The 25449-nt window shown below is 44.4% G+C and carries 30 protein-coding genes; 11 read left to right on the forward strand and 19 right to left on the reverse strand.

All coding sequences use genetic code 11. The annotated features are described in order from the left end of the window. Nucleotides 1–107: 107 nt before the first annotated feature. The 4 genes from JGK36_RS22740 to JGK36_RS22755 all read right to left on the reverse strand — a co-directional run bounded on the left by JGK36_RS22740 (nt 108) and on the right by JGK36_RS22755 (nt 3760). Entirely contained in the window at nt 108–1475 is a 1368-nt protein-coding gene (locus JGK36_RS22740) for a serine/threonine-protein kinase (protein ID WP_293197067.1), read from the reverse strand. A 304-nt stretch (nt 1476–1779) separates the two neighbouring features. Continuing rightward, entirely contained in the window at nt 1780–2010 is a 231-nt protein-coding gene (locus JGK36_RS22745) for a hypothetical protein (RefSeq protein WP_293176233.1), read from the reverse strand. After that, nucleotides 2007–2351 (reverse strand): hypothetical protein, encoded by a 345-nt coding sequence (locus JGK36_RS22750; protein WP_293176231.1) that lies wholly within the window; start codon nt 2349–2351, stop codon nt 2007–2009. Before JGK36_RS22750 ends, JGK36_RS22745 begins: the two co-directional genes overlap by 4 nt. Before the next feature lie 128 nt (nt 2352–2479). Beyond that, a complete protein-coding gene (locus JGK36_RS22755) occupies nt 2480–3760 on the reverse strand; it encodes a glutamate-5-semialdehyde dehydrogenase (RefSeq protein WP_366516568.1) in 1281 nt (426 codons plus the stop codon). Nucleotides 3761–4337: 577 nt separating this feature from the next. On the opposite strand from JGK36_RS22755, the gene JGK36_RS22760 reads away from it, so the two are divergent. Beyond that, a complete protein-coding gene (locus JGK36_RS22760) occupies nt 4338–6050 on the forward strand; it encodes a zinc metalloprotease HtpX (RefSeq protein WP_293197069.1) in 1713 nt (570 codons plus the stop codon). Between the two features lie 188 nt (nt 6051–6238). Next, a complete protein-coding gene (locus JGK36_RS22765; RefSeq protein ID WP_293197070.1) occupies nt 6239–6400 on the forward strand; it encodes a hypothetical protein in 162 nt (53 codons plus the stop codon). A gap of 15 nt (nt 6401–6415) precedes the next feature. Here the strand turns inward: JGK36_RS22765 and JGK36_RS22770 are convergent, their stop codons facing one another. From JGK36_RS22770 to JGK36_RS22795, 6 genes are all read right to left on the reverse strand, one after another. Next, nucleotides 6416–6835: a hypothetical protein gene (locus JGK36_RS22770; protein ID WP_293176223.1), complete on the reverse strand. Its 420-nt coding sequence runs from the start codon at nt 6833–6835 to the stop codon at nt 6416–6418. Further along, a complete protein-coding gene (locus tag JGK36_RS22775) occupies nt 6828–7088 on the reverse strand; it encodes a hypothetical protein (protein ID WP_293176221.1) in 261 nt (86 codons plus the stop codon). The genes JGK36_RS22770 and JGK36_RS22775 overlap by 8 nt, the downstream gene beginning before the upstream one ends. Nucleotides 7089–7309: 221 nt before the next feature. Continuing rightward, nucleotides 7310–7642 (reverse strand): DUF5615 family PIN-like protein, encoded by a 333-nt coding sequence (locus JGK36_RS22780; RefSeq protein WP_293191128.1) that lies wholly within the window; start codon nt 7640–7642, stop codon nt 7310–7312. Next, on the reverse strand, nt 7639–7863 hold the full coding sequence (locus tag JGK36_RS22785; RefSeq protein ID WP_293191190.1) for a DUF433 domain-containing protein: 225 nt from the start codon (nt 7861–7863) through the stop codon (nt 7639–7641). Before JGK36_RS22785 ends, JGK36_RS22780 begins: the two co-directional genes overlap by 4 nt. Nucleotides 7864–7929: 66 nt before the next feature. Beyond that, nucleotides 7930–8523, reverse strand: a complete 594-nt coding sequence (locus tag JGK36_RS22790) for a type II toxin-antitoxin system VapC family toxin (protein WP_293201116.1) — start codon at nt 8521–8523, stop codon at nt 7930–7932. Nucleotides 8524–8535: 12 nt separating this feature from the next. Beyond that, nucleotides 8536–8892, reverse strand: a complete 357-nt coding sequence (locus tag JGK36_RS22795) for a hypothetical protein (RefSeq protein WP_293176211.1) — start codon at nt 8890–8892, stop codon at nt 8536–8538. A 364-nt stretch (nt 8893–9256) separates the two neighbouring features. Here JGK36_RS22795 and JGK36_RS22800 point away from each other — a divergent pair, with 364 nt between their 5' ends. The 7 genes from JGK36_RS22800 to JGK36_RS22830 all read left to right on the forward strand — a co-directional run bounded on the left by JGK36_RS22800 (nt 9257) and on the right by JGK36_RS22830 (nt 15977). Continuing rightward, nucleotides 9257–9706 carry a hypothetical protein gene (locus JGK36_RS22800; RefSeq protein WP_293176209.1) on the forward strand — a complete coding sequence of 150 codons (450 nt, stop codon included), beginning with the start codon at nt 9257–9259 and terminating at the stop codon, nt 9704–9706. An 83-nt stretch (nt 9707–9789) separates the two neighbouring features. Then, nucleotides 9790–10386: a Uma2 family endonuclease gene (locus JGK36_RS22805; protein WP_293176207.1), complete on the forward strand. Its 597-nt coding sequence runs from the start codon at nt 9790–9792 to the stop codon at nt 10384–10386. A gap of 218 nt (nt 10387–10604) precedes the next feature. Beyond that, nucleotides 10605–12341 (forward strand): hypothetical protein, encoded by a 1737-nt coding sequence (locus JGK36_RS22810; protein ID WP_293197073.1) that lies wholly within the window; start codon nt 10605–10607, stop codon nt 12339–12341. A gap of 132 nt (nt 12342–12473) precedes the next feature. Next, nucleotides 12474–13070: a Uma2 family endonuclease gene (locus JGK36_RS22815; RefSeq protein WP_293191140.1), complete on the forward strand. Its 597-nt coding sequence runs from the start codon at nt 12474–12476 to the stop codon at nt 13068–13070. 213 nt (nt 13071–13283) lie between these two features. Beyond that, complete coding sequence (locus tag JGK36_RS22820) at nt 13284–14786, forward strand: DUF1565 domain-containing protein (RefSeq protein WP_293197074.1); 1503 nt, start codon at nt 13284–13286, stop codon at nt 14784–14786. 265 nt (nt 14787–15051) lie between these two features. Next, a complete protein-coding gene (gene psb28, locus JGK36_RS22825; protein ID WP_293149588.1) occupies nt 15052–15387 on the forward strand; it encodes a photosystem II reaction center protein Psb28 in 336 nt (111 codons plus the stop codon). A gap of 83 nt (nt 15388–15470) precedes the next feature. Next, nucleotides 15471–15977, forward strand: a complete 507-nt coding sequence (locus JGK36_RS22830; RefSeq protein ID WP_293149586.1) for a MogA/MoaB family molybdenum cofactor biosynthesis protein — start codon at nt 15471–15473, stop codon at nt 15975–15977. A gap of 95 nt (nt 15978–16072) precedes the next feature. Here the strand turns inward: JGK36_RS22830 and JGK36_RS22835 are convergent, their stop codons facing one another. The 3 genes from JGK36_RS22835 to JGK36_RS22845 all read right to left on the reverse strand — a co-directional run bounded on the left by JGK36_RS22835 (nt 16073) and on the right by JGK36_RS22845 (nt 18082). Next, nucleotides 16073–16459: a tautomerase family protein gene (locus JGK36_RS22835; protein WP_293176199.1), complete on the reverse strand. Its 387-nt coding sequence runs from the start codon at nt 16457–16459 to the stop codon at nt 16073–16075. Nucleotides 16460–16626: 167 nt separating this feature from the next. Then, a complete protein-coding gene (locus JGK36_RS22840; protein WP_293176197.1) occupies nt 16627–16950 on the reverse strand; it encodes a hypothetical protein in 324 nt (107 codons plus the stop codon). Nucleotides 16951–17146: 196 nt separating this feature from the next. Continuing rightward, entirely contained in the window at nt 17147–18082 is a 936-nt protein-coding gene (locus JGK36_RS22845) for a class I SAM-dependent methyltransferase (RefSeq protein WP_293191146.1), read from the reverse strand. 304 nt (nt 18083–18386) lie between these two features. Here JGK36_RS22845 and JGK36_RS22850 point away from each other — a divergent pair, with 304 nt between their 5' ends. Continuing rightward, nucleotides 18387–19298, forward strand: coding sequence for a hypothetical protein (locus JGK36_RS22850; RefSeq protein ID WP_293176193.1), 912 nt, complete (start codon nt 18387–18389; stop codon nt 19296–19298). Between the two features lie 313 nt (nt 19299–19611). Here JGK36_RS22850 and purU read toward each other — a convergent pair whose 3' ends face one another. The 4 genes from purU to JGK36_RS22865 form a co-directional block, all read right to left on the reverse strand. Next, nucleotides 19612–20466, reverse strand: coding sequence for a formyltetrahydrofolate deformylase (purU, locus tag JGK36_RS22855; RefSeq protein ID WP_293176191.1), 855 nt, complete (start codon nt 20464–20466; stop codon nt 19612–19614). A 585-nt stretch (nt 20467–21051) separates the two neighbouring features. Beyond that, the gene (locus JGK36_RS33960) at nt 21052–21417 is read right to left on the reverse strand and encodes a DUF6745 domain-containing protein (protein WP_363319116.1); all 366 of its coding nucleotides are present in this window, start codon (nt 21415–21417) and stop codon (nt 21052–21054) included. Continuing rightward, complete coding sequence (locus JGK36_RS22860) at nt 21365–22189, reverse strand: DUF6745 domain-containing protein (protein WP_366516569.1); 825 nt, start codon at nt 22187–22189, stop codon at nt 21365–21367. The genes JGK36_RS33960 and JGK36_RS22860 overlap by 53 nt, the downstream gene beginning before the upstream one ends. After that, complete coding sequence (locus JGK36_RS22865; protein WP_293176189.1) at nt 22176–22469, reverse strand: hypothetical protein; 294 nt, start codon at nt 22467–22469, stop codon at nt 22176–22178. The genes JGK36_RS22860 and JGK36_RS22865 overlap by 14 nt, the downstream gene beginning before the upstream one ends. A gap of 300 nt (nt 22470–22769) precedes the next feature. On the opposite strand from JGK36_RS22865, the gene JGK36_RS22870 reads away from it, so the two are divergent. Beyond that, nucleotides 22770–22976: a hypothetical protein gene (locus tag JGK36_RS22870; RefSeq protein WP_293176187.1), complete on the forward strand. Its 207-nt coding sequence runs from the start codon at nt 22770–22772 to the stop codon at nt 22974–22976. Nucleotides 22977–23068: 92 nt separating this feature from the next. Here the strand turns inward: JGK36_RS22870 and JGK36_RS22875 are convergent, their stop codons facing one another. Both JGK36_RS22875 and JGK36_RS22880 read right to left on the reverse strand, forming a co-directional pair. Continuing rightward, entirely contained in the window at nt 23069–24799 is a 1731-nt protein-coding gene (locus JGK36_RS22875; RefSeq protein ID WP_293197075.1) for a leucine-rich repeat domain-containing protein, read from the reverse strand. A 55-nt stretch (nt 24800–24854) separates the two neighbouring features. Beyond that, a complete protein-coding gene (locus JGK36_RS22880; protein ID WP_293176183.1) occupies nt 24855–25436 on the reverse strand; it encodes a Uma2 family endonuclease in 582 nt (193 codons plus the stop codon). Nucleotides 25437–25449 lie beyond the last annotated feature (13 nt).

Consider the following 25449-nt stretch of genomic DNA (forward strand, 5'->3'; position numbering starts at 1 on the left):
TGCAAAAATGAGATGCACCCGTTCTCCTTCTCTTGTATCTCTTTCTTTCTCCCCTCTGCGCCCTCTGCGCCCTCTGTGGTTAAATAACTCTTATTCTATCTTAAATTTTACAACTGCCCTCCCTTCTCCAAATTATCCAGAAAATCCTCAGCAACTTCACACCATTTCTGCCTAATTTCTGCATCTTCGGGCTTGTCTGTCAATGTACGACCTTGTAATTCGGGATATTTATTGTAAAATAATTCATCTACTTTTTGATAGAATATATCTGGGTCAATGTTGAGATTTTTGCGACGCTTTCCAATTTTTTCTTGCCTAGCTATTTCTGCATCTAAAGACGTATTTGTGGGAAATTGTGGAAGTTCCGGAAACTTGGGTAATTCAGGCAGTTTGGGTAGGGTAAAACCAGATTTGACGGCACCAAAAGCTAACACTCCCGGCAATAAAACCACGCTTAAACTAGCGACAGTTTTCCAAGGAATTAATTTTAAAATATTGGTGTTTTTAACAATTTGAGGGTTTTGGTTGACAGGAGTATGATTGCTGGTAGGAGTTTGAGTGGCGTTTTTGAAGGGGCGGCCGACAAAATTCATTGTGACCATTTGGGAGATTATACTGCCAATTTGGGATAATTTTGGGTCTTTGAGTGCTTCACGGACTTCTTTTGCAGATTGGTAGCGATCGCCTGATCGATCTGCTAACATCCGATCCAATACCATCCCTAAGTTTTGACTGACACTGACGCGATCCCGCCAATCCCAAGTTTTTTGATTAACATCGTACAATTTCTGAGGCTTTTTCCCTGTCAGCAAGACTAAAGCGGTGACAGCCAAAGCATACAAATCGCTAGCCGGAGACACTTTACCCTGTCGCATCTGTTCCATTGGCGAATATCCCTGTTTGCCGATCGCCGTATCCGATTGTCCCTTAGACTGAAATAGAGCACTCGCTGCGATTTGTTTGACAGAACCGAAATCAATTAAAAATGGTAGTTTGTCAGCATCATGCTGAATAATATTGTCCGGCGAGATATCGCGGTGAATTAAATTTTTGGAGTGGATGTATTCTAAAACTGGTAAAAGCTGAAATAGCAGTTGAGTAACTTCGGCTTCGCTAAAATTTTTACCTTGTTGCTGGCGCGATATCAGTATTTCTTCGTAGGTTTGACCAGGGATATAATCTTGCACTAAAAATAAAGCTTGACTACCGCCGATATCAGTTCGCAGAAGCTCTCGAAAGCGGGGGATTTGCGGGTGTTGAAGGCTGTAAAGCATACTCGATTCGCGATCGAACAATTCGGCCGCTTTCGGGCTGTGAACCACCGGAGAAAACTCTTTGAGCACGCATTGTTCGCCGTAGCGGTTGGTATCTTCTGCGAGGTAAGTCCGCCCGAAGCCGCCGCGGCCTAATTCGCGGATGATGCGGTAGCGTTTTTCGAGGGTGGAACCTGGGGCTAGGGGGGAAGGGTTGGACATAAACCAGGGCGGATTGTTCGATTTGGGGAGTCGCGGGGGACGGTATAGCTTATTGTAGCTAAGTTTGGTTGGCTGTGAGGGCGATCGCACTTTGATGGTGTAGAGGTTTGTGATTTGATTAAATCAATTAATTAAATCATCTATATCTTCTATGAGAGTCATAGGAATAGATGATCGGAGAAGTTTGACTTAAAGTATAACTAAGAAGTAAGAAACGGCTTCACAAAAATACTAGATACCCGACTTTTTTTAAAGTCGGGTGTCTAACAGCCTACTCTTAAAATCATCCCAACTGCGATCGCGCTTATTCACCTGCTTTTTCTGCTAACTTATGCTCTTTCAAAGCTTCTAACTGCTTTCTGACTCTTTCCCGGCGACGCACGTAAAGCGGGCTATTTTGTAAATCGACTTCTGCTAGAGCCTGAGCCTGCGCCAACTTCATATTCAAATCTTCCAACATTAAATTCACTTCGCGCCAGCGAGCTATTGATTTTGCTCTCGTCTCTGCATCAGGAATTTTTTTTTCATTATTCATAATAAGTTCCAATTTCTTTTTGTTTCTTGAGCTGTTGCCTCTACAGCATAGGCTGTAGCGACTGCCTGTTCGATTGACTGATACAGTAAATTTAGTGTAGCAGAATTAGCTGCTGGTTGAGACTCAGCTATCTGCAACACTAACCCATAAATGCGATTGTACAAAGTCCTTAACCTTTCCTCTGCATTTCTGACTTGCTCTAGCTCATCAATCGTCTCATCTGTCTCGCCATATTGCTCAAACAAGCTAGACTCCGTTTCCGTCGCTAGGTTAATCACTTGAAACAAGCGAGGCAACAAGTTAGAGATTGTTGTTAAGGTTTCATCTGGTAAATTCGCCATAATGCAATTAGACTTTCACTCCTAGCACAGCACAGGTGATTTTACCATATAGCCGCGATTTCAAGCTCTAAATTCCCTCTCACATCCTGTGCTGTTCTTAATGATAACTCTGCGCGATTATTGACTTTTTACAAATCCCGATGAGTGAATTCCTTAGCTTCATTCCCCACATAACTAGCCGCAATATGACCATCTCCAACTACTCGATACTTATACGTCACCAACCCTTCTAAACCAACAGGGCCGCGAGGTGGCATTTGCTGCGTGCTAATCCCCACTTCTGCACCGAAACCGTAGCGGAAACCATCGGCAAATCGAGTCGAACAATTATGATAAACTCCGGCCGCATCTACTCCATTTAAAAATGTTTCGGCGGCTTCGCTATCTTCGGTGACAATCACATCTGTGTGTCTCGAACCGTAAGTGTTGATGTGATTAATTGCCTCTTCTACAGAGTCTACGATTTTGATTGATAAGATTAAATCACTATATTCTGTAGACCAATCTGTTTCTGTGGCTGCGGTAATATCCAGGATTTCGCGGGTGGTTTCGTCTCCCCGCAGTTCGGCTTTTTTCTGTTGCAATGCTTCGGCAACTATGGGCAGAAATTTGGGCGCGATCGCACTGTGAACTAACATAGTTTCAATGGCATTACACGCGGCGGGATATTGCGTTTTGGCATCGACGGCAATCTCTACTGCTTTGTTGATATCCGCAGCTTTGTCTGCATACAAATGACAAATTCCGTCGGCGTGTCCCAACACAGGAATTCGGGTATTATCCTGCACAAACTGGACAAAAGAGTTGGAACCTCTGGGAATAATTAAATCTATATATTCATCCATTTTTAGCAGTTCGATTGTTTCTTCCCGCGTGGTTAATAACTGGACTACTTCGGGATTGACTGCGGTTTCTGCTAATGCTTGGCGAATTACTTTTGTCAAGATTTCGCAGGAACGGACTGCTTCTTTGCCGCCTTTGAGAATTACGCCGTTGCCGGATTTGATTGCCAAGGATACTATCTGAATTAAAGCTTCTGGACGCGCTTCAAAAATAATCCCTAAAACCCCTAAAGGACAGGTGATGCGCTTCAGAATTAATCCTGTGTCTAATTCGCGGTGAATTTGGACGACACCGATCGCCTCTGGGAGCTTGGCAACGTCGCGCACACCCGCGATCGCACTTTGCAACTTGCTTTCGTCTAACTTCAGGCGATCGTACAGCGGTTTGGCAATGCCATCCGCCTCAGCAGCCTTGCAATCAGCAGCATTCGCCGCCAAAACATCCGGCGCAGCAGCTTCTAAAGCTTTAGCAATAGCTTCAATCGCTTGATTTTTGGCATCAGCGGACAAAACTGCCAATTTCCTAGCAGCTTGGCGCGTTTTTTGGGCAATTTCAATAATCGACATGGCGTTCATTCAGTTGACAGTTGACAGTTGACAGTTGACAGTTGACAGTTGACAGTTGACAGTTGACAGTTGACAGTTGACAGTTGACAGTTGACAGTTGACAGTTGATTGACAGTTGACAGTTGACAGTTGACAGTTGACAGTTGACAGTTGACAGTTGACAGTTGACAGTTGACAGCTTGAGGGCGACCTCGAATTGTCTGATTTTAATTTCTCCATACAAGGGTTCCGGCTTGAAACCAATTCTTTTTTGTAACTTTGAAATATAGCCTTTCTCAAAAAGATGAGGGATAACTGACAGCTTATATAACCAATTAAACCAAGAAGGGCCCAAGCCCAACAACGTACCTCATCTTTCTGATGACCGCTATAAATAGTTTTGATTGTTGAGTTTTGAAATGGGAATTGGATTTTTGGAAATAAATTGGGCGGGCGGTTTTCCATCTTAACAATTTACAGGAAATTATATATTTTTGTTGAGACTCCTTAGCGCGCTCCGTAGTGACAGGTTAAAACAGTGAAGTATAGATAAATTCCCACGGTAATTACCTTTTGTCAATAACCTTAGGAGAATATTATGTCATCTCAAGCTCCTTTACGCAAGGCAGGGCGATCGCCCAAAGCCGGGATTAAACTGATCCAGAAAACTGGCGGAAACCTCGTTTTAGCTTCCGGCGCCACTATCATCATGCTATTTGGTATGGTGTTCGTGTTATCCTTAGCCTCAGTTTTCATTCTCAACGGCCCCGATCCAGTTACCGGATTGGCGATCGCACTTCCCATAACTCTGATTTTTAACATTGCGGCTTTTTTCCTATCGCCTTACTTGATGGACTTAACTCAAAATTGGCTCTACAATACTCGCTGGGTTTCCCTAGCAGAAATTGACAGCCTGAGTCCAGAAACGGCGAAAGTTATTCAGAAGGTTTGCAAACAGAAAAACCTCAAACAGCCGCGTTTAGGAATTATCGACGACCAAAACCCTACTGCTTTTACCTACGGTTCCTTTCCTAACAGCGCTCGCTTAGTCGTCAGTCAAGGTCTTTTCACCTATTTAGACGACGATGAAATTGCCACTGTTTACGCCCACGAACTCGGTCACATCGTCCATTGGGACTTTGCAGTAATGACTTTAGCTTCGACTTTAGTGCAGATTACTTATTTAATTTACACTACAGCTCAAAGCCTCGGTCGAAGCGCTGGCGATAAAGCTAGAAGTGCGGCAGGTAGCGTCGCTGCTGTGGCTTATTTTTTTTACATCGCCGGCACTTATTTGCTGCTGTATCTGTCGCGGACACGAGAATATTTTGCAGACCATTTTGCCGCCGAAACTACCGGAAACCCCAACGCTTTATCGCGCGCTTTGGTAAAAATTGCTTACGGTATTTTGGAAGAAGGAGAAAGAGCAACGGAACCCAGCCGCTTGTTAGAAGGAACTCGCGCTTTAGGCATTTACGATGCAAAAGCTGCGGTATCTAGCGGTACTGCTTACCGGATTTCGTCGAAACCGGAAAAAATTGGACGAGTTTTTCTGTGGGATATGTTCAATCCGTGGGGTTGGTGGATGGAGTTGAATTCGACTCACCCGCTGACTGGTAAGCGAGTTCGCGCGTTGAGCACCTATGCGGAACAATTAGGCTTGGATATTGAGTTTGACATGGGTCGGATTGTGGGCGAGGGTCACCATTTGAGCAAGCGGAAATTGTACGGAAATTTCTTTTTTGATTTGCTGCTGTACAGTGCGGAAACTCTGGGTTTGGCGGTGGGTTTTGCGATCGGCATTTCCCTCTCGGCTGCGAATCCGATGATGATGGTTGCTTGTGCTTTAATCGGTTTGGGCGTGGGAATTTTAATCAAAGCTTTGGTGATGTTCCCGAATTACGCACAAGCAGAAGAGTTGGATGTTTTAACTTTAATGTCTGACCCTTATGCTAGTCCTTTACGCGGTCAACCTGCGAAACTACAAGGCGAATTAATTGGTCGCGGTGATGCGGGTTATGCGTTTGGTTCTGATTTGAAATTGCAAGACAGAACGGGAATGATGTATCTACATTATGCTTCTCGTTTTGGGCCGATTGGTAATTTTCTGTTTGGGATGAAACGGGTTAAAAGTTTGATTGGTATGGATGTTAGTGCTTTGGGTTGGTTCCGCCGGGGTGTGGCGCCTTGGATGGATTTGATTCAGCTTGAAAGCGATAGCGGTACGACGGTTAGCAGCTATCACCGTTTCTGGTCTTTTGTGATGGGGATTGGTGCGATCGCGATCGGTATTGCAGTTCTATTTGTGTAATTTCCAGCTTAACATTTGAAAGGACTGAAGTCCTTACTACAAACCTGGTTCGTAGTGAGGACTTCAGTCCTCTTAAGTCAGGGTTAAGGACTAGAGCATTAGTGTCAAATTAAGCAATATATGTCAGAAAGGGCGAGATCCCTACGGGATAGCTACGCTTCACGCTAAGAGTCTGCAATCAGTGCCCTTTGAGATGGTGGAAATCGATCGGATTGTCGGTGGAAAAAGAGGTTGGGGTGACACGAGCGTTAAGCGAATATGTAGGAAAGGGCGATGCCAAAGGTCGGCTTCGCCAACGCACTAATTTACCTCATCCCAGTTTGCACAAGCATAAAATCGCATTGCAATGACTGTGCAGCCTCTCTTCATTTCTGTATTGGGTAAACCTCAAAAGCTAACTCATGACGAAAAAAGCAGACATTAAACTCCGCAAAAAAGTTGAGGTGTCCAAGGATTACCGGCGCATCTGTCGATCGACTCCAGGCAAATGCAAGTAAGATCGGCGAAAATTGAGCAACTGTACCCGAAAGAACCAATCCCCTGGCCTCGCTGCTAGCCAAATTCCCGCTCAACTGAATAGGAACGGTTTGCTGTTCCCATATTGCCCCTAGTTGTAGACCAATCTCATAGGGCAAGACGTTGACACTCGCACCCGTATCCAATAATGCCATCACTTCTACAGAGTTGCTGCCATTGGAGAGTGTGATGGGCAAATATGGCAGAATGCTCGAACGGCCAAGGCTATCAATTCGTTCTGTAAATGCAAATCTTTGACGATTAAGCATTGGCTGATTCCTGGGTGGCAACTAGAAGTTCTGATAATGCTTTAACTCCTGCACTATCTGCCTGTGGAGACCATACAACTGCGCTGGTTGATGCTAGTTGATTCAGGAGTACATTTTTTGAATTACTATCTTCATTAGGTTCTAAGCTGCATCCTTCTTCCTTGGCAACTGCAAGCAGGAGAAAGTGAATAAGTCGAAGTTTATCTTGATGGGATAGTTGGTTGACGGTAGGTAAAAGTTCGCTGAGAGGCATATCGTTTATTTAAGATTATATACATCTAGTTTAGCCTCTAAACTCGCGTTCTCAGAATAATCGCCCTTTTTTTGCTGTGGCGATCGCCCTACGGGATAGCTACGCTTCACGCTAAGAGTCTGCAATCAGCGCCCTTTGAAATGGTGGAAATCGATCGGATTGTCGGTGGAAAAAGAGGTTGGGGTGACGCGAGGGTTAAGCGAATATGTCGGAAAGGGCCATTAAGCCAATACTAAGATGCTTTCTACTTCGCTATTCCAAAATTGAATTATAATGTCAAAATTATCTCTTAATATTTGAACAATCTTGGAGGTTGGACTGTTACCAATCCGAAGGTAGATAAATTTTGGTGGATGACCGTACAGCAAACTCCGTTGATGAAAATCAGAATCCTTGGAAACAATTACGAAATTATTCGCACGAGCATATTCCCAAATAATTGAATCATCAGTATTGGTAAGTGCCAAGGTTTTGACATGAGCGGAATCGGGATACAGATCGATAATCCTGTGAATAATTCCGTCTGATAAGTTTTCGTCCAGTAGTAGTTTCAAATCGATGCCAAAAATAATTTTCTCTCACGGTCAGCAGCAAAGGCAAGGCAAGCTTTGATATCTTGGGAAGTGAGTTCCGAAAAATCTTCTAGAACTTCTGCCTCTGTCATACCACCAGCTAGATACTCTAGGATATCGTACACAGTAATTCGCATTCCCCGAATACACGGCTTGCCGCTGCGTTTTCCAGGTTCAATCGTGATAATTTGATTGTATTCCATAGGTTTTTGAGAATAATTGCTTAAATCTATCATAGATCGTATTTTTCCCAATCTCCACTATCATCGTCAATATCTTTTTATAGGGCGATCGAGCAATAAAAAAGGGATCTCGCACTTTTTTGCTGTGGCGAGATCCCTACGGGATAGCTGCGCTTCACGCCCCTGTGTGCAATCAGCGCCCTTTGAAATGGTGGAAATCGATCGGATTGTCGGTGGAAAAAGAGGTTGGGGTGACGCGAGGGTTAAGCGAATATGTCGGAAAGGGCCGGGAACTTGAGCAAAGTCTCGTTGGTTGCGGGTGACAACGGTAGCACCGACGGACAACGCAATGGCTGCAATCCGCATATCTTTTTGCAGGCGATTTTTCCGCAGAGGCGGATGATCTTTTAACAGTTTCTTGAGACAACTATCAGCTTCTGCTGTAAAATCCAGTACCTCAATAGTTTGGAGATATTTTACAGTTGTCCAAAGTTTTGAATAGAGTGTAGGTAGGTTATGCAGCATCGACGGATCGTTAATCCTGCCAATCCAGCCATTAAAGAGTTCTTGAACCGTGACAATCGTGACAGAAACTTGATGCTTTGCGACGTTAGCGGTGACTTGGGGATGATTGTAAAGAATCAGCGAAACGCAATCGGTATCCAGAATATATCGACACACTTTAAGCCGCCTCTACAAGTAATAGGAAGGATCGACTTCCGAGTCATCATCTGAGGTTCGTTCGGCGCGAATTGATTCCATAATTGCCGCAAAATCGGAATCGTCTTTAAAGACACCTGCAAACTTCATCCAGGTTGGTTCTGAACCCTGAATTGGCACGTTCCAGGAAATCGCTTCTATATTTTTGAGCCGTTCTAAAAAGGTAGCTTGAATTTGGGCGATCGCCATTTCTCGTGTTTCTGCTTTCACTCGACAGTCTGGAAACTCTCTGACAGATGCCACAACTTGCCCGGATGTCAGTGCTTCTAGCAGGAGCGTCACTTTGAGGTTTGTGAATGGATCAGATGGCGGTAAGTCTATGTTTATCATGTTAATTTTTGAAAGACTAATCATGAGCTTTACGTTTATTGTAGCGCATAGGGCGAGATCCCTTTTTCGCTGTGGCGAGATCCCTACGGGATAGCTACGCTTCACGCTAAGAGTCTGCAATCAGTGCCCTTTGAGATGGTGGAAATCGATCGTCGGATTGTCGGTGGAAAAAGAGGTTGGGGTGACGCGAGGGTTAAGGGAATATGTCGGAAAGGGCGATCGCTCTGGTTTGAAAAAATAAGAAGGGCGCTGGCTCGCAGCCCCAGCGCACAACAACAATCAGGCTATCTGAAATTACCATCATCATATATTTTACACTTTCCTACTTCAATTTTTCCCATATCAACAATGCCTCCCAGCTCAATTGTCTTACCTCTACGCCGCACGGGAAATCCTCAGAGATTATGGATTAGCAGACATCGACAACTACTCAGCATTGATTCAGCGCTACCAAGGCAATCTCCTCTGGTTAAAAAGCGTCGCGACTCTGATTCAAGAGTTGGGCGGATGCGTCACAGAGTTATTACCAGATGATACTATATTGTTACCCGAAGATTTGAAAGATGTTTTACAGCAGAAGTGCGATCGCCTATCCGAACTAGAAAAACAAGTCCTCTCCTGGTTGGCGAAAGCAAGCGATACAATAAACCTCACCCAATTGCTAGAAAATAGCCGAATTCCCCCATCAGATTTGGTAAATGCGCTGCAATCTTTATCCCGGCGTTGTTTGATTGAACAACAAGCAAATTTTTACACAATTTCACCTGTACTGAGGCAATATGCGATCGCCCAGAATCATCGCAGTAATATTTGACCGTCAAATTAACTTTGATGAATAGTCCCTATTTAGGTTATACTAAGGCAGGGCTACTGATTTTTATTCGGAGCATTGCGCCCATGGTCGTACAAGTTTCAGAACCAATAACAATTGTTAAAGAAGAACGCTTTACCTTACCCGGTTATTATACTTGGGAGCAATTTGAGGCGCTACAAACCTTAATAGAAAATGCCCCAGGCTTGCGAATAACTTATTTAGATGGGTGTGTGCAGTTTATGACGCTAGGCGAAGACCACGAACAGATAAAAAGTGTTTTGGCTATATTTATAGGACTTTACTTTTTTGAGAAAGGGATTAATTTCATTCCTGTAGGGAGTGCAACTCGCAGAAACCAGGCAAAAGACGTATCCTTTGAACCTGACGAGTCTTATTATATAGGTTCAAGGAAAGAGCATCCCGATTTAGCCGTGGAAGTGACGATTTCTAGCGGTAGCACAAATAAACTAACTAAATATCTGCGACTTCGCATCCCAGAAGTTTGGTTTTGGGCAAATAATCAGTTGGCTATCTATCGGCTGCGCGACGATGATTACGAGCAAGTTTTAAGAAGTGAGTTTTTGCCGGAGTTGGATTTAGAATTGCTGGTACGGTGCGTTTTGATGCCTTCAATAATTGAGGCAAGAACGGAGTTTCTCAACGGGATTCAGCCGCAGTAATTCGGTTAATTAATAGGATTTACGCAACGGGCACCATTACTGAGGCAATATGCCACCATAAGACTCGGCGGTTGAAACCGTGGCTACTGTAAAAACGATCGCGATTGGGAAGCACTCGTTAACCGAATTCACATTTCGATTACAGTAGCATAATCTTTGCAAGGTAAACTGGTTCGTGTTGTGCGTCCTTCACATTCTTTCCCAATCTCAAATCTCAAATGGTATTAATTGCCCGCTTACACAAGTTTCTGACGGCGACTGTGGATGAAAAATCCCGATCGCGCACAATATTCTGGTTGATGCTGAGCTTGACATTTGCCGCAGTTTATGGTGTTTTAGGAATTGCTCAAGCTTTCAGCGCCGAGTATGTGGTGCAAGACGATGCGAGACAGCACGTTTTCTGGATGATGCGGTTTGTCGATCGACAATTGTTCCCCAACGATTTCATTGCTAACTACTTTCAATCAGTCGCCCCCGCCGGATACACCACGCTCTACAAAATAGCTGCAACCATCGGCATTCACCCGCTATTTTTTCACAAAATATTGCCGCTATTTCTCGGCTTAATCTCCACCTATTACTGTTTTGGGCTTTGCTTGGAAATGCTGCCAGTGCCGCTGACTGGATTTATCGCATCTTTGCTACTAAATCAGCATATGTGGATGACGGATGATTTGGCTTCCACAACGCCCAGAGCTTTTATCTATCCGATATTTCTCGGTTTTTTATATTATTTGTCGCGGAGTTCGTTGCTGCCCTGTTTGGGGACGATCGCCCTAATCGGATTATTCTACCCTCCCTACGCCTTGGTTGCTGCTGGCGTGTTAGTTTTGCGGCTGGTAAGCTGGAAAAACGGCCGTTTGCGCTTGTCGGGCGATCGCACAAACTACCTATTTTGCAGTACAGGTTTGGGTATAATCTTTTTAGTAATGCTGCCCTATGCCTTGGATAAATCGGAATTTGGCCCGACTTATACCGCAGCAGAAGCTAAGCAAATGGGCGTATTTGCAGCCGACGGCAGAAATGCTTTTTTTCGTCCAAATCCGGTAGATTATTGGCTGACTGGTAGGGGTAGCGGGATGTTTCCCAAGTCGCTGTTTACGCCTGTAACTCACTGTGTGGGGCTGTTTTTGCCGCTGTTGCTGTGGAGGCGATCGGCTTTTCCGTTAGCGAGTCGGATTAATAGCAAAATCTGGCTGTTGCTTCAGCTATTTTTAGCATCCTTGGCGATGTTTTTTGCCGCTCACGCTACCATTTTTAAGCTTTATCAGCCTGGACGCTATACTGCGTATAGCTTGAGGTTTATTGTTGTGTTTATAAGTGCGATCGCCCTGACGTTAATTATCGATGGCGTCGGTAACTGGGCATCAACAACCGAAACAAAATTTAAGTTAAAAAATCTAGTTGCACTAATTACAATGGTGATAATTGCGATCGCAGTTGTGCTTTATCCATGCTTAGTGGAAAAATTTCCCACAGTCGGGTATGTAGAAGGTAAAATGCCCGCTTTGTACAAATTTTTTCAGCAACAACCTCAAGATATTGTGATTGCTTCGATCGCCCCAGAAGCCGATAATCTGCCAACGTTTAGCCAGCGTTCGGTTTTGGTGGGAAAGGAATATGCAGTGCCGTATCAGAAAGGCTACTACAGCGGATTTCAGCAGCGAGCAAGCGATTTAATTCGCGCTCAATATACGGCTGATAAACCCGTATTGCTAAGCTTCATTAACAAGTATGGGATTGATTTTTGGATGCTCGATCGCAATGCCTTAACTCTTAAGTATGTAGAGGATTACGGCTGGATCGAAGACTTTGATTCTACACCGGAAGCTATACTTTCTCTCAAACAAGGGAAAGTTCCTATTTTAGCACAAACAATGACGAGTTGTGCGGTTTTTGAGAATCAACTTTTAGTAGTTTTGCAAACATCTTGCATTGCCAAATTAACCTCTTGAGTTGAAGCGGGCGGGCTCAGGGGCCTACCCCACAAGAAAACTAATTATTTGTGGAACAGGCCGGAAAGCCTGTTCTTGAGAACGGAGATGATATCAGTTATAATTCCCATATGGAGATAATGGTGCGGTTCAATGACACAAGTTCTCGATCGCGAAATTCTCGATGGGCGAGTGGTGCTCAATGGCACCTGGGAGCAATTCAAGTTAATCCAGAAGGGCTCCGAAGATTCCCCTGGGGTAAAATTGTCTTTTTTTGCAGGTGCGATCGAAATTATAATGCCGGGATTCCAACACGAAAATTTTTCGGAAATTATTGGTTACTTGGTGACAACTTTTTTGCTGGCGCAAGGCCTTAGGTTTTACCCTTCTGGTTCAATGACGCAGGAGAAAACGGGAGAAGTTTCAACCCAAGCTGATAAATCGTTTTGTTTGGGGCTACCTAAGTTGATTCCCGATTTGTCTATCGAGGTAGTTTATACTAGCGGTGGATTGAGCAAGTTGCCAAAATATCGGGCTTTGGGTGTGCCAGAAATCTGGTTTTGGGAGGATGGTACTTTGCGGTTGTATCACCTCCGCGAAGATGGATATGAAGAAGTAATTCAGAGTGAATTGTCAGGATTGGAAACCCTGGATATTGATTTGCTAAAACGCTGCATTTTGATGGGCGAAACTGATTTGGCTGAAGCGGTAAAGGTTTTTGGGCAGGGAATCTCGACTGTCTGCGATTGAAATAGAATACCCAGAACCCCGACTTCTTTAAGCAGTCGGGGATTTGCTATTTCTGGTAACGAGAAATCAAGTATTTTGTAGGGGCAATCCCCCAGGGGTTGTCATCCCCTATGGCTGTCTTCCCAATCAAAGCTAAATATATATCCGCAGTCAAATTCGTACAGAATGAAAATTGCCTAAAAGTCGATCGCAAATTATCCATACAGCAAAAACATGGCAACACTTTACGTTAACCCCCAAACAGGCAGCGATTCCGCAGCCGGCAGCCAATCAGCCCCATTCAAAACGATCGCCCGCGCAATCAGTCGCGCTGCATCAGGAACAGTTATTCAGCTAACAGCGGGAACTTACAGCGCAGCCAGCGGCGAACAATTTCCCTTAGACATTCCCTCTGGAGTCAAAGTTATCGGTAATGAATCCAACAAAGGAAGCGGTACTCTAATTCAAGGAAGCGGCAAATTTGTCAGTCCCACCGCTGCGAGTCAAAATATCACTCTACTGCTAGCAACTGATGCGGAATTGCGGGGAGTAACTGTCACCAATCTAGATATTCGCGGTACCGGAGTCTGGATGGAGTCAACTTCTCCTACTGTGGCCAACTGCACTTTTACGCTTTGTAAGCGCGAAGGTATTTTTGCTACAGGTACTGCTAATCCTGGGATTCTAGACAACATATTTCTGGAAAACTCAGCGGCTGGGGTAATTATGGCTGGAAGTGCTAAAGGTGTGCTGCGGCGCAATCTTTTTCAAAATACCGGTTTCGGCATTTCTCTACAAGCTCAATCGGCTCCTTTGATTGTTGACAACCAAATTGTCGCCAATCGCTCCGGTATCGTTTTAACGGGGAGCTCTAAGCCGGTTGTGCGGAAGAATCGCATTGAAAAAAATACCGAAGATGGTTTGACTGCGGTGGAAAAATCTCTGCCAGATCTTGGTACGGCTCAAGATTTAGGGGGAAATATTTTTGCTAACAATGGCGAATTTGATTTGCAAAATGCTACTACAGCTAAGATTTTTGCCCTGGGAAATCAGCTCAATCCTTCGCGGGTAAAAGGTTTATTTGAGTTGGGAAATGTGACGCCAACTCCAACTCCAACTCCGACTCCAACTCCGACTCCGACACCAACTCCGACACCTGGAGGTGTAAAGTTTAGCGATATCAGCACTCACTGGGCTAAGGATTTTATCGATCGCCTCGCTAAGATGAATATTATTAACGGGTTTCCCGACGGCACTTTTAAACCTGATGAGAGTTTAACTAGAGCTCAGTATGCGGCGTTGTTGGCGAGGGCGTTTCAGTTGGCGCCGCGCCGTGAGGCGACGGTTTTTAAGGATGTGGCGGCAGATTTTTGGGCCCAAAGTGCGATCGTCAAAGCGAATCGAGGCGGGTTTTTGGTTGGATATCCCGACAGCACGTTTCGCCCGGAACAGAATTTGACTAGAGCTCAGGCGATCGTATCATTGGTAAACGGCTTGCAGTTGGCGGGCGGCAATCCTAATTCTTTGAGCGTTTATGCCGATCGGGCTTTAATTCCCAGTTTTTCCACCGACTCCATCGCCACCGCCACAGAGCGCAAAATCGTAGTCAACTATCCCGCCCGCGACAAGCTTTCCCCCGCCCGCGACATCACGCGCGCCGAGATATCCGCCCTCGTCTACCAAACTCTGGTAGCCACAAACCGCGCAGAGCCCATTAACTCTCCCTACATCGTCTAAAGGTACGTAGTTGCGCTTGGGCGCTCTCTTTGGTACGTAGTTGCGCTTCAGCGCTCTTTGGGGATATCGGAAAAAACGAAGATAGCAAAACAGCGAATAGTGAAGGAGAGAGCCAGGGCTCAGGCAACTACGTACCTAAAAAATAGCCCCTCTCCTCCGATCCCCATCGGACAATCTCCGCAAGTCTTGCTTTCCGAGCGTCCAAATCGTTTTATGATAAAAATATTAAGAAATTCAGCAATCTTTAAGGTTCCACTCTCAGATTATGGCTAAAATTCAATTCTCCCGGGGTATAGACGAAGATACTGTACCCGAAGTCCGCCTAACTCGTTCTAAAAGCGGAGCTCAAGGCACTGCCACATTTATCTTTGAAAATCCGAAATCTCTCAGCAACGATAGTACCCAAGACATTACTGGAATGTACATGATCGACGAAGAAGGCGAACTTCTGACTCGCGAAGTTAAGGCTAAGTTCATCAATGGTCAACCTGCGGGTTTAGAAGCTCTTTATCTGATGAAAAGTGCCGCTGACTGGGAACGCTTTATGCGTTTCATGGAACGCTACTCGGAAGCAAACGGCTTAGGATTTAGCAAGGCATAATAGATAGTTAATAATTGGTAGTTGGTAATTGGTAATTGGCCGATAGCCGATTGCTGGTTGCCGATTACTTACGACAAGAAACAATGACGCAAATTCCTCACCCCGATTTATCTAAAATAACCGTAAATTGCGCTATCATGACTGTTAGCGATACGCGCTCTGCTGACACAGACAATAGCGGTTTGTTAACGAAAAAATTGCTAAAAGATGCAGGTCACTCTGTGGTAGCTTACACTGTTGTTAAAGATGATGCTGCAAAAATTGTATTGCAAATGCAGGCGCTTGCCCAGCGCGAAGATGTGGATGCGATAGTTTTGAGTGGCGGGACGGGTATTTCTCCACGAGATACTACCTACGATGTGATGGAGAGTTTGCTCGACAGGATTTTACCTGGATTTGGCGAGATATTTCGGTTTTTGAGCTATCAAGAAATTGGTTCTAGGGCGATCGCATCTCGCGCTGTTGCAGGCGTGTATCAAGGCAAGTTAGTCTTTTCTCTTCCTGGATCTAGTAATGGCGTGAAACTAGCTGTGGAAAAGCTAATTTTACCAGAGTTAGTTCACTTGGTCAAGCAGTTGAGGGGTGGATGAGGGCGGAAGTTGCTTTTTTCACTGAGGGGAGAGATTGGCGGTCGATCGAGCTTTACAGTCGATCGACCGCTTTGTTGTAAGTTAAGAGCGATCGGCTACACTTCGATTTTATAATTGAGTTGATGTTCGTCACCCGGTAAGCCTCGAAAACCCCAATTGTGTTTCGGATTCTCAAAAATCGTGATTTCTAAATCCTGTGTGGAAATTCCAAACGGCTGTAATCGCTCAAACAATAAACGCATCAACTGCTTTTTCATTTCGACACTGCGTCCTTCAATCATGCTCACCTCAATGATAGTGTAACGTTCTGTGCGCGCTGTAGGATAAAAGAAATCAGAGGAGTCGAACAGAAAGAATCGATGTGAACGTTTATCCGGTGGATATTGGAGTGCATCTACGACACAGGAATTAATGACATCAGAGAGTTGGGGCTTAATGGGATGGAGATGCTCTCTCAAGCCGGATATTTTGACCTGTACCATAATTCTATGTATGACAACAACTCTCTATTAAAACCTAATTGCCGCGCTTGAATTTGTCAAGATCACATAAATTTAAGGGTGCCAATAAGTTGGTAGTGAGGACTTCAGTCCTCATAGTTTTATGTTTTCTGAGGACTGAAGTCCTCACTACCAACCTGGATCTGACATCATGCTATGAAAATCCCAGCAACCTTGTCTCCATTCATAGTCATGCGTGCCACAAATTCATCTCCACCATCTGCAAAACTCAGCTTCCACAAATAAATCTGAAAACCATCTTGTGTCAACTCACCAAAATAACTAATTGAATATCCGTTTTGCAGGCGGGAACCGAGTTCATCGCTAACATTATCGAACATTTCTTGTGCAATTCCCGTTTTGTAGTCTGCATCGCCCACCGTGGTAAACAGCTCGTAATTTTTTGAGGCTGTGGCATCCAAAATAACCTGCAAACAATCAATGACCTTTTGAGGGGGGGCTGTCGGGTTCATGATGATATCCTTTTTTTAGGTTTCTCTCAACACGATCTAACTAAGACTGCTGTCTAAGTATTAATTCTACCACATTTGCGATCGCATCCAGTTTTAGAGCCTCATTGACCGCAACATTTTTGACATTAAAATACAGTAGGGACACAGCACTGCCGTGTCCTACCCAAGCATCTCAAATACAGTCAACTAAAAACCGCTATATTGCTTGAGCAACAATAGTCCGATGTCTGAGAGTATTGCAAGTGATTGTCGGCACCGCAAAACCCGAATCAACCAAAGCCTGCTCAATATCCAACCCAAAATACTGATCCAAATAAGGCTCCGTACTCTTGAGCAAAGTCAAAATATAAGGAGGCATTTTGGCATAAACTTCCGACTGAGGATTCATATCCATAATTGTCAAATGTCCGCCAGAGCGCAGCAAACGCCTCGCTTCCCGAAATACTTCCTTACTTGCTTTTTGTGGCAGTTCGTGACAAACTAAACAAATAGAAACTAAATCAAAAGAAGCCGCAGGTAAACCAGTAGATTCAGCAGCAGCGTGCACCCAAGTCGGAGATTTTTGATTAGAAAATTCCGCTTCTCGCTGTTGTGAACGGTATTGAGCAACCGACAAAAAATAAGGCGACAAATCCACCCCAGTCATCTTTGCTTCCGGGTAAACATCCCCAAGCGCAAACGTACTCATTCCCACACTGCATCCCAAATCGACAATATCTTGCGGTGTTTGGGAAATTTGAGCTTTGACGATTTCGTGATAGCTAGCGCGGAGTTTAGCATCGCCTTCTGCACCCGCTTCTGGCCAAATTCCCGCATGAACTGCACGGGCTGCAACTTCAACTTCTGTGGCAGCTTCCCAACTCATATTACCTTTTTCGTAAGCGTGGAATGAAGTTAGATAATATTTCGGGTAAACCAAATCGGGATTTTCTACGCTGAGCAATTCTGCATCCCAATTCCGGGACAAAAGTGTTTGCGCTTCTTCTCGCCAATGCACTCCGATTTTTTCGGCTCTGTTTATCATCATTTCCCGCGCTTGGTGCTTGGCTAGAGCGGCCAAAGGTTTGATGGAGAGTACGCCATTTACTAAACGCGATGCTAATCCCGGAGTTTTGTTAACTGCAACAGTCATATTTTATTGTTTTCGATTTAGCGCTATCGATTTTAACACACTTGGGTCATTTTTACTTATTTGATATAAGGAAACTTTACAAGGTTCGTAGTGAGGACTTTAGTCCTTTCTTGGATGCGGACTCGCATTCCTCACTACAAACCAATCTGTCCTTTCTTGGATGCGGACTAAAGTCCTCACTACGAACCAATCTGACTATTAGCATTAGATCTCAGATGAGATGGCCGGGAAATCTGGAATCGGATTTGTCGAAGTTGGAGTATTTGGAAGAACACTATCAAATATGGTTATTTAGGAGTTTGTTGTGAGCAAGTCAATTGTGGAATTGGTTGATAATTTGCCGGATTCTGGGATTACTGTGATGATGCTCAAATCCCTGGATTTTGTGGTTCCGGGAGAATGGAATAATTTATCTGGTTTTGATAATACTATTCGATCGCTCACAGGGGAAACCGATCGCGCTTTAGTGGAAAAAATTCGCGCCCGGGCGATCGAGCTTTACGCCAACTCCAACGAACCCTATCAAGGCGCAGTCAAGCTTTACCAGCTTGCAGACAGCGCTGACAGTGCCTTAGGAGCGACTGCTATGGCGAATAAAATCGGCGAAAAAATCGGCTTTCTGTCGTTTATGAGCCGCCTGACTCCCAAGGCTGACACCACTCAAACGATCGACTTATGCGTCAAAGTGGCGATCGAGCTCATCGTCTTCTGCAAACTCAACAAAATTTCCCTTGACAACGTGGGAAGCTTTGCCAATTACTTATCAGAATACAAAAGCGAATCTCTAATGCGGATGGCTGCATTAGTATGCGCTGATGGCTTAATTCCCCTCGGCCCGGACTTTATCAAAGTAGCGCAAAATACCCTAAGCAGCTTAAATCCTGGAACCTTGCAGCAAAACTCAACCTTTCAAAACATCAGCAACCTAATTCCCGGCGCCAACAATGCCCAAAAATTCGGATTCGTGACAGCAACCTTCGCCTCAGCCCAAGGTTGGATGAACAATTTAGTGGTATCTCGCGGCTTAACTCCCGCCACAGTTTTAGGCAATCTCAAGCAATACGTCGATGTTACCGATGACAAATTGGATTATGTCGCCGCGTTTTTGGACATGACTACCAATTATTACGAGCATACCGGAATTCAGACGGTTGCTCGCCAATTGATCGATCGCGCTTACGCCGAAACATTATCCGCCCGGATTTCATTCAGTTGACAGTTGACAGTTGACAGTTGACAGTTGACAGCAACCTCTACCTGGAAGTCCGAGGATTGGAGCAATGAATCGTCTGATTTTAATTTCTCCCTAAAACGGAGACGCTTTCAATCAATTATTTCTGGTAATCTCGTGAGATTAATCAAATGCGAGGAGCTATTTCAGGCACCTCGCATCTTTCCAGGATTGCTTATTATCCGTCTTATAAAAATAGCTGGACAGGCAAGATGCCTATCTCACATTTTTGTTGTGGGATGGGCATCTTGCCCGTCCCCAAAATTAGAGCAACGCACTAGCCAATCAAATTAAAAATTCAAGCAAAAACAACAGTGCGATTGCCATAAACCAAAACACGATTTTGTAAATGATATCGAACCGCCCTTGCCAAAACAATCCGTTCTAAATCTTTACCTTTCCGAACCAAGTCCGACACTTCATCGCGGTGACTCACCCGCACAACATCTTGCTCAATAATCGGGCCAGCATCTAAATCGGGCGTCACATAATGGGCAGTGGCACCAATAATTTTCACTCCTCTTTCATAAGCCCTTTCGTAGGGATTTGCCCCCACAAACGCGGGTAAAAATGAATGGTGAATATTAATCACATTGGGGAATTTACTCATAAAATCTTGACTCAAAATCTGCATATATTTTGCTAAGACTACTAAATCAATGTTATATTTTTTGAGAGTATCTAACTGTTGTGCTTCTTGAATAGCCTTGTTCTCTTTATTAATGGGAATATACTCAAAATCGATACCATATTGTTCGGCAATGGGCTTTAACTTTTCATGGTTACTGATAATCAGGGGGATTTTCCCAGGCATTTCTTTAGAGCGTTCTCGCCAAATCAAATCTAACAAGCAATGATCTTGGCGGCTTACCCAAAGCGCAATCCGTCGAACTTCCTCAGAGAAATGTAATTGCCAATTTGCTTGTAAATCCTTGGCAAGTTCACTAAAAGCATCTGTCATGTCTTCGATGCTTAAGTCAAAACCGTCTAATTGCCATTCTAGACGACTTAAAAATAATCCTGCGGTAAAATCAGTATGGTGATCCGCGTGGATAATATTGCCATTATGGGAAGCGATAAAATTAGCAAGTAAGGCGACAAGCCCTTTGCGATCGGGACAGGAAATCAAAAGAGTTGCAGTAGGGCTAGTCATGATCTAATGGCAAGGGTATTAATTTTTAATTGATTATATCAGGTCGGTCGTCCTATGGAGCATCTCAGTTTTACTTTTGTAGTGCTGTCGCGAGCTGGTGACAGCTTGCACTGTAAAAAATGATTTTTGTTAAAATGAGATGTTTCCGGTTTGATGTCTGATATTTAATTGCCAGTGAGCTCCAGGTAAGCATCGCGAATTAAATAATTTACACATATTTGTGGGATGGGCGTCCCGCCCGTCTAGAAAGGACGGGCGGGACGCCCATCTCACAAGAACAATAAAAACTGTAAGTTATTTAATTTTCATTCGTTAGTATCAACTTTCTACGCGACTGCGGCACTATCCGGCAGGGGTTTAAACCCCTGCTTCATACATAGCGAAAGTCGGTTTCAACGGACTGATTTTAAACATAAATTAAGGAGAGTAAGAGCGCAATTTCATAAAATAGTGGCTGTTAATTTGTGGGGTGTTTTAATACTACCAGTCCGTTAAAACGGACTTTAGCTAAAAGCCCCGTGGGTTTAAACCCCTGGCGGGCTTTCATAAGGACGAACTAACTGACTTTTAGGTAAAGAGAAATATTCAAGTTTGCACCGAAAACTCCTCCGGTTCAATTCCCCAGTTTACCCAACGAATTGCTTCTTGTGCAGAGGTCACATTTGGAGGAACTCGCAGCGCATGAACAAACCCGGTACTCGGACAGGTCATCTTTAACAAAAAAACTGGTAATGGCATCCCATCGGCGTCGAAATCGTCCTCAAAATCCATTTTTAACAGGGTATATTCCTGCCAAGTGTCTAACTCTGTGGCTGCTAGTTCTTGACAAATACGATCGCACCCGATGCCCTGAATTAAGGCTCGCCGAACCTCTGCGTTGTGCTCCTTCAACAGCCATTTAGACTGCCACTCGTGCGGTTGCAGCCTGCCGTACCATTCGGGTAAAATCACGCCGTGATAGGCGTAAATCGCAAAACCGTCGGCAAATTGTACGGCGGGTGCTGCTTCCGGCGTGCAAGCGGTGGTTGTTGTCTGCGGAAAGTGCGATCGGCTTTTCGCACACTACACAAACTTTGTCATAGGGAAAAATCCAGCCGCAAGTCTTGACAAGCGATTGAAAAATTGTCCAGATATTGCCGTAGGAGTGCGCGCAATTCAACACGGAAATGCAAAAATCTAACAAACTCCCGCCACTAGCCCACAATTCCGGTTGAATGCAATTATCTAGTTGTTTGTTGAGATGGGTGTAGTGCAAATACCGGGCCCGCTGTCCCCTTAAATCGATCGGCAATTTGCTCGCTATTTCCATCGCTAAATGATCGCGCAGGGGACTCCACAGTTGGCTTTGCAGTTGGGTGTAAAGTTCATTTTCGAGTTGATTTTGCAGTTGACGTTTTAGCTGGTTTTCTAGTTGTCCGCGCAGACAAGTCAGCAGTTGTTTTTCAAGTTCGCTGCGAAGTTTGCTCTCTAATTGGCTCCGCAGGTGACTCCTGGGCTTGTCTGCGTGGCTGGCGATGATGTTAGCGGCTTGGTAGGGACGATCGCAAAAAATGATTTCCGGTGCTGGTTTGCCGATCGCCCTGTAAGCTAATGTAATAGTTTCCGCAGCTTGAGAGCGATCGATCGGGCCAGTCGAAAGTGCGATCGCCTTCCACTTGTCGCGATAAACTCGAATCAGAGCCTCTTGTGCTGGCGTGAGTTTTTTAACCTTAGTCTGCGACATACCTCCAGCCTTGGGGTTCGTATTCGCGCTGAATCCGCACCATCCAATTACCTTCAGGAATTGCGATCGCTTTGTGCTCTTCGTGACTCAATAAAGCTGTCGGCGAAAGCACTCGCAAGTACAGGGTGCCGTCTTTTTCGTACAGTTCAGCTTGCCCCTCAATAATCTGGTGAGAATGTCCGGTGACTTCACCTTCGGCGAGGGTGAGATGAGGTTTTTTGTCACCTTGGATTTGCGGTACGGGGGTGAGAATTACGTCGCCTTGTCGGATTGGTTGCATAGGTTTTTATTAATTTTGTTTGCTGGTTTTGGTAAGTCGATCGGGCTTTTCTACCGTAATTATATACTACATTGGTAATACAGGAACGTCAATGGCGATCGATCGACCATATTCCATAACTGTTTGCTGTACTGACAGGGGTTAGGTTCGAGGGTGAAAGTGCGATCGACAATAGAAATGCTATAATTGATGCCAGTTTCGAGAAAGTCGCCTGGGTGGGGGCGGGTTTATAGATATTGTCGGTGTGAATGAAAGATTGTTGGTGAAACCCGCCCCTACATGAATTACGGTTAATTTACAATGAGCCAAGTAGATTATACTGCAATGGGCGATCGAGAATTGAAGCGTTATTTCCTGAAAAATCGCGGGGATAAAGCAGCACTGCAAGCTTACTTAGACAGGCGGAAAGAGCGATCGAATTCAATCATCACGAAAGTGGGAGATCCGGATTTCGATACTAAGATTGAGGCAGCCATTCGCCAGCAAATGAAAGAATACAAAGATTAGTCTTCAGTCCCTCGCTCGCTCGGACATTGTTTGTATAGATGCGGTTTCAACCGCCGACTCTTATCAACGAGGTTTCTAACTTCCCCAAAACTTCAAGTTTGCACCGAAAACTCCTCATAATCGACATCCCAATTCACCCAACGAATTGCTTCCCTTGCAGATTGTATATCGGGCGGAACTCGCAAAGCATGAATGAATCCGGTGCTCGGACAAGTCATTTTTAACAAATAAATTGGCTCTTTTTCATCGGTATCGAAGCCATCAATATCAGCATCGATTCTTAGCAGCGTGTATTCTTGCCAAGTATCTAAATCTGTTGCTTGCAATTCTTGGCAAATTCGATCGTAACCAATTCCTTGAATTAACACTCGCCTGAGTTCGGCATTTTCTTCTTCTAAAATCCAGGTAGCTTCCCATTGATTGGGGTGAATTTGTCCGTATTTTTCGGGCAAAGTTACGCCGTGGTAGGAGTAGAGTTTGTAACCGTCGCTAAATGCGATCGCGCTTTCCCCTTCTGCGTGGAGGCGGTACTCGCTGTCGAGGGAGAGTTTGGTTGGGCGATCGCACACATAGCAGACATTCTCAAACGTCAAAATCCAGCCACATTCTACTAAAATCTGTTTGAGGCATTCCAAAGCTTTTTGTGCCTCTGGCTTCAAAACAATGCCCAAGGCAGAAACACAAAATTCAGCAACAGTGACAGCATCAACGGCATATCTCGGATTAACTATCGACATTAAGTGGTTCTTATAGTTAGAAAAATCTGCTCTTAATTGTTGTTTAAGCTGTTCCTCCCATCTAAGAAAATATGAAGAAGATAGCTGCTGGAATTCTGTTGTGAATGTCAAAGGTAATAGTGGATCTTTTACTTGTTTTTTAAGTCGATCGATCAAATCATTATTATTAGATTTTTTCAACATGGGTAATTGTACTAATGCAGAGTGAGGGCCACTGCAAAAAGTGATTTCAGGGGCTTCTACACCGAGGAGTTCGTAGCCAGCTTTAAGGGCGGCTGCGGCTTTGCGGTAAGAGATGGGTTCCGTAGAGTGGGCAAGAGTTCCCCACGAATTCTCATAGGCTTCTATGAGAGCCTTCTGTTCAGGTGTAAAGTTTACATACAAAGAAGTCAAATTAGTCAGAGATTGCAGCAGTATGATGTCTGATATTCGATTGGAGTCCAGATTCAGATAAGTCAAATTTTTCAGAGATTGTAGCGATGTGATGTCTGATATTTGATTGCCCATCAGATCGAGATGAGCCAAATGAGTCAGAGATTGCAGGAGTGTGATGTCTGATATTTGATTGTAGCTCAGATTCAACTCAGTCAAATGAGTCAGAGATTGCAGTGGTGTGATGTCTGATATTTGATTGTTGTCCAGATTCAACTCAGTCAAATGAGTCAGAGATTGCAGTGGTGTGATGTCTGATATTTGATTGCGGTACAAATACAGCCTAGTCAAATTAGTCAGAGATTGCAGTGGCGTAAGGTCTGATATTTGATTGTTGCACATAGACAGCTTAGTCAAATTAGTCAGAAATTGCAGTGGCGTAAGGTCTGATATTTGATTGTTGTCCAGATTCAGCTTAGTCACATTAGTCAGAGATTGCAGTGGCGTAAGGTCTGATATTTGATTGTTGCCCAGCGATAGCTTCTTCTTTTTCCTACTTGACAGTATGCGGTTCGCTTCATTAATATCAGAATTCCCAGCATAATTTAACAACATTTCAACAGTATGTCTGGCTTCGGGAGAAAGGCTTTTTTTGTGCAAGCACCAATCGGCAAAGCTGCTGAATTCTGCGGGATTGGGCTGTTGTTCTGACATGGCAATAAGATTTTAAATTTTTTACGAAAATAAGAATTCTTGGTCAACTTTTCCTCTAAACCCCAGAAATCCCGCGCCGAAACTCCTTAACCGCTTCAATCCTAGAAGCCATCAGCAAGCACCGAGACAATAAATTAATATCTAAGTCTGGCAGAACTTCGCTTTGGGCAATTTTTTCATAGCCGTGCGATCGCAAATGATACAGACCAAATAATCCATCCTCCCAAAACCAAACTTCGGGGACTCCCAAGGCTTGGTAGCGATTCAATTTGCTCTCTCCCCCACTGGTAAATACTACTTCGATGGCAAGATCGGGGGTTTTACCTGTTGATTTTCCAATTAAAAAAGATTCATCAGCTTGTACTGAGACTTCCTGTCCTTTCTCTTGAGTAAAGCTACCCAAAGGGTTAAACTCGATGTCTTTTTCCACAAAGTAGTCCATCAGCAGACCTGCGATCGTCCTGCTGAATGATTCGTGTTCTTGCGAAACTGCCAAAATTTCTACCTCGCCTTTGAAATAAAACAGTCTAATGCCGGGGGAGTCGGAGAATCCCTGTTCGATTAGTTTGAATTGTTGCCAATCAATCCCGGAGTGAGTTAACCGTTGGTCTTTGGGCTTATCTAATATTAGTGTCATGGCGCGACCTCCT

Source organism: Microcoleus sp. PH2017_35_SFW_U_B (genome assembly GCF_020737865.1).
GTDB lineage: Bacteria > Cyanobacteriota > Cyanobacteriia > Cyanobacteriales > Microcoleaceae > Microcoleus.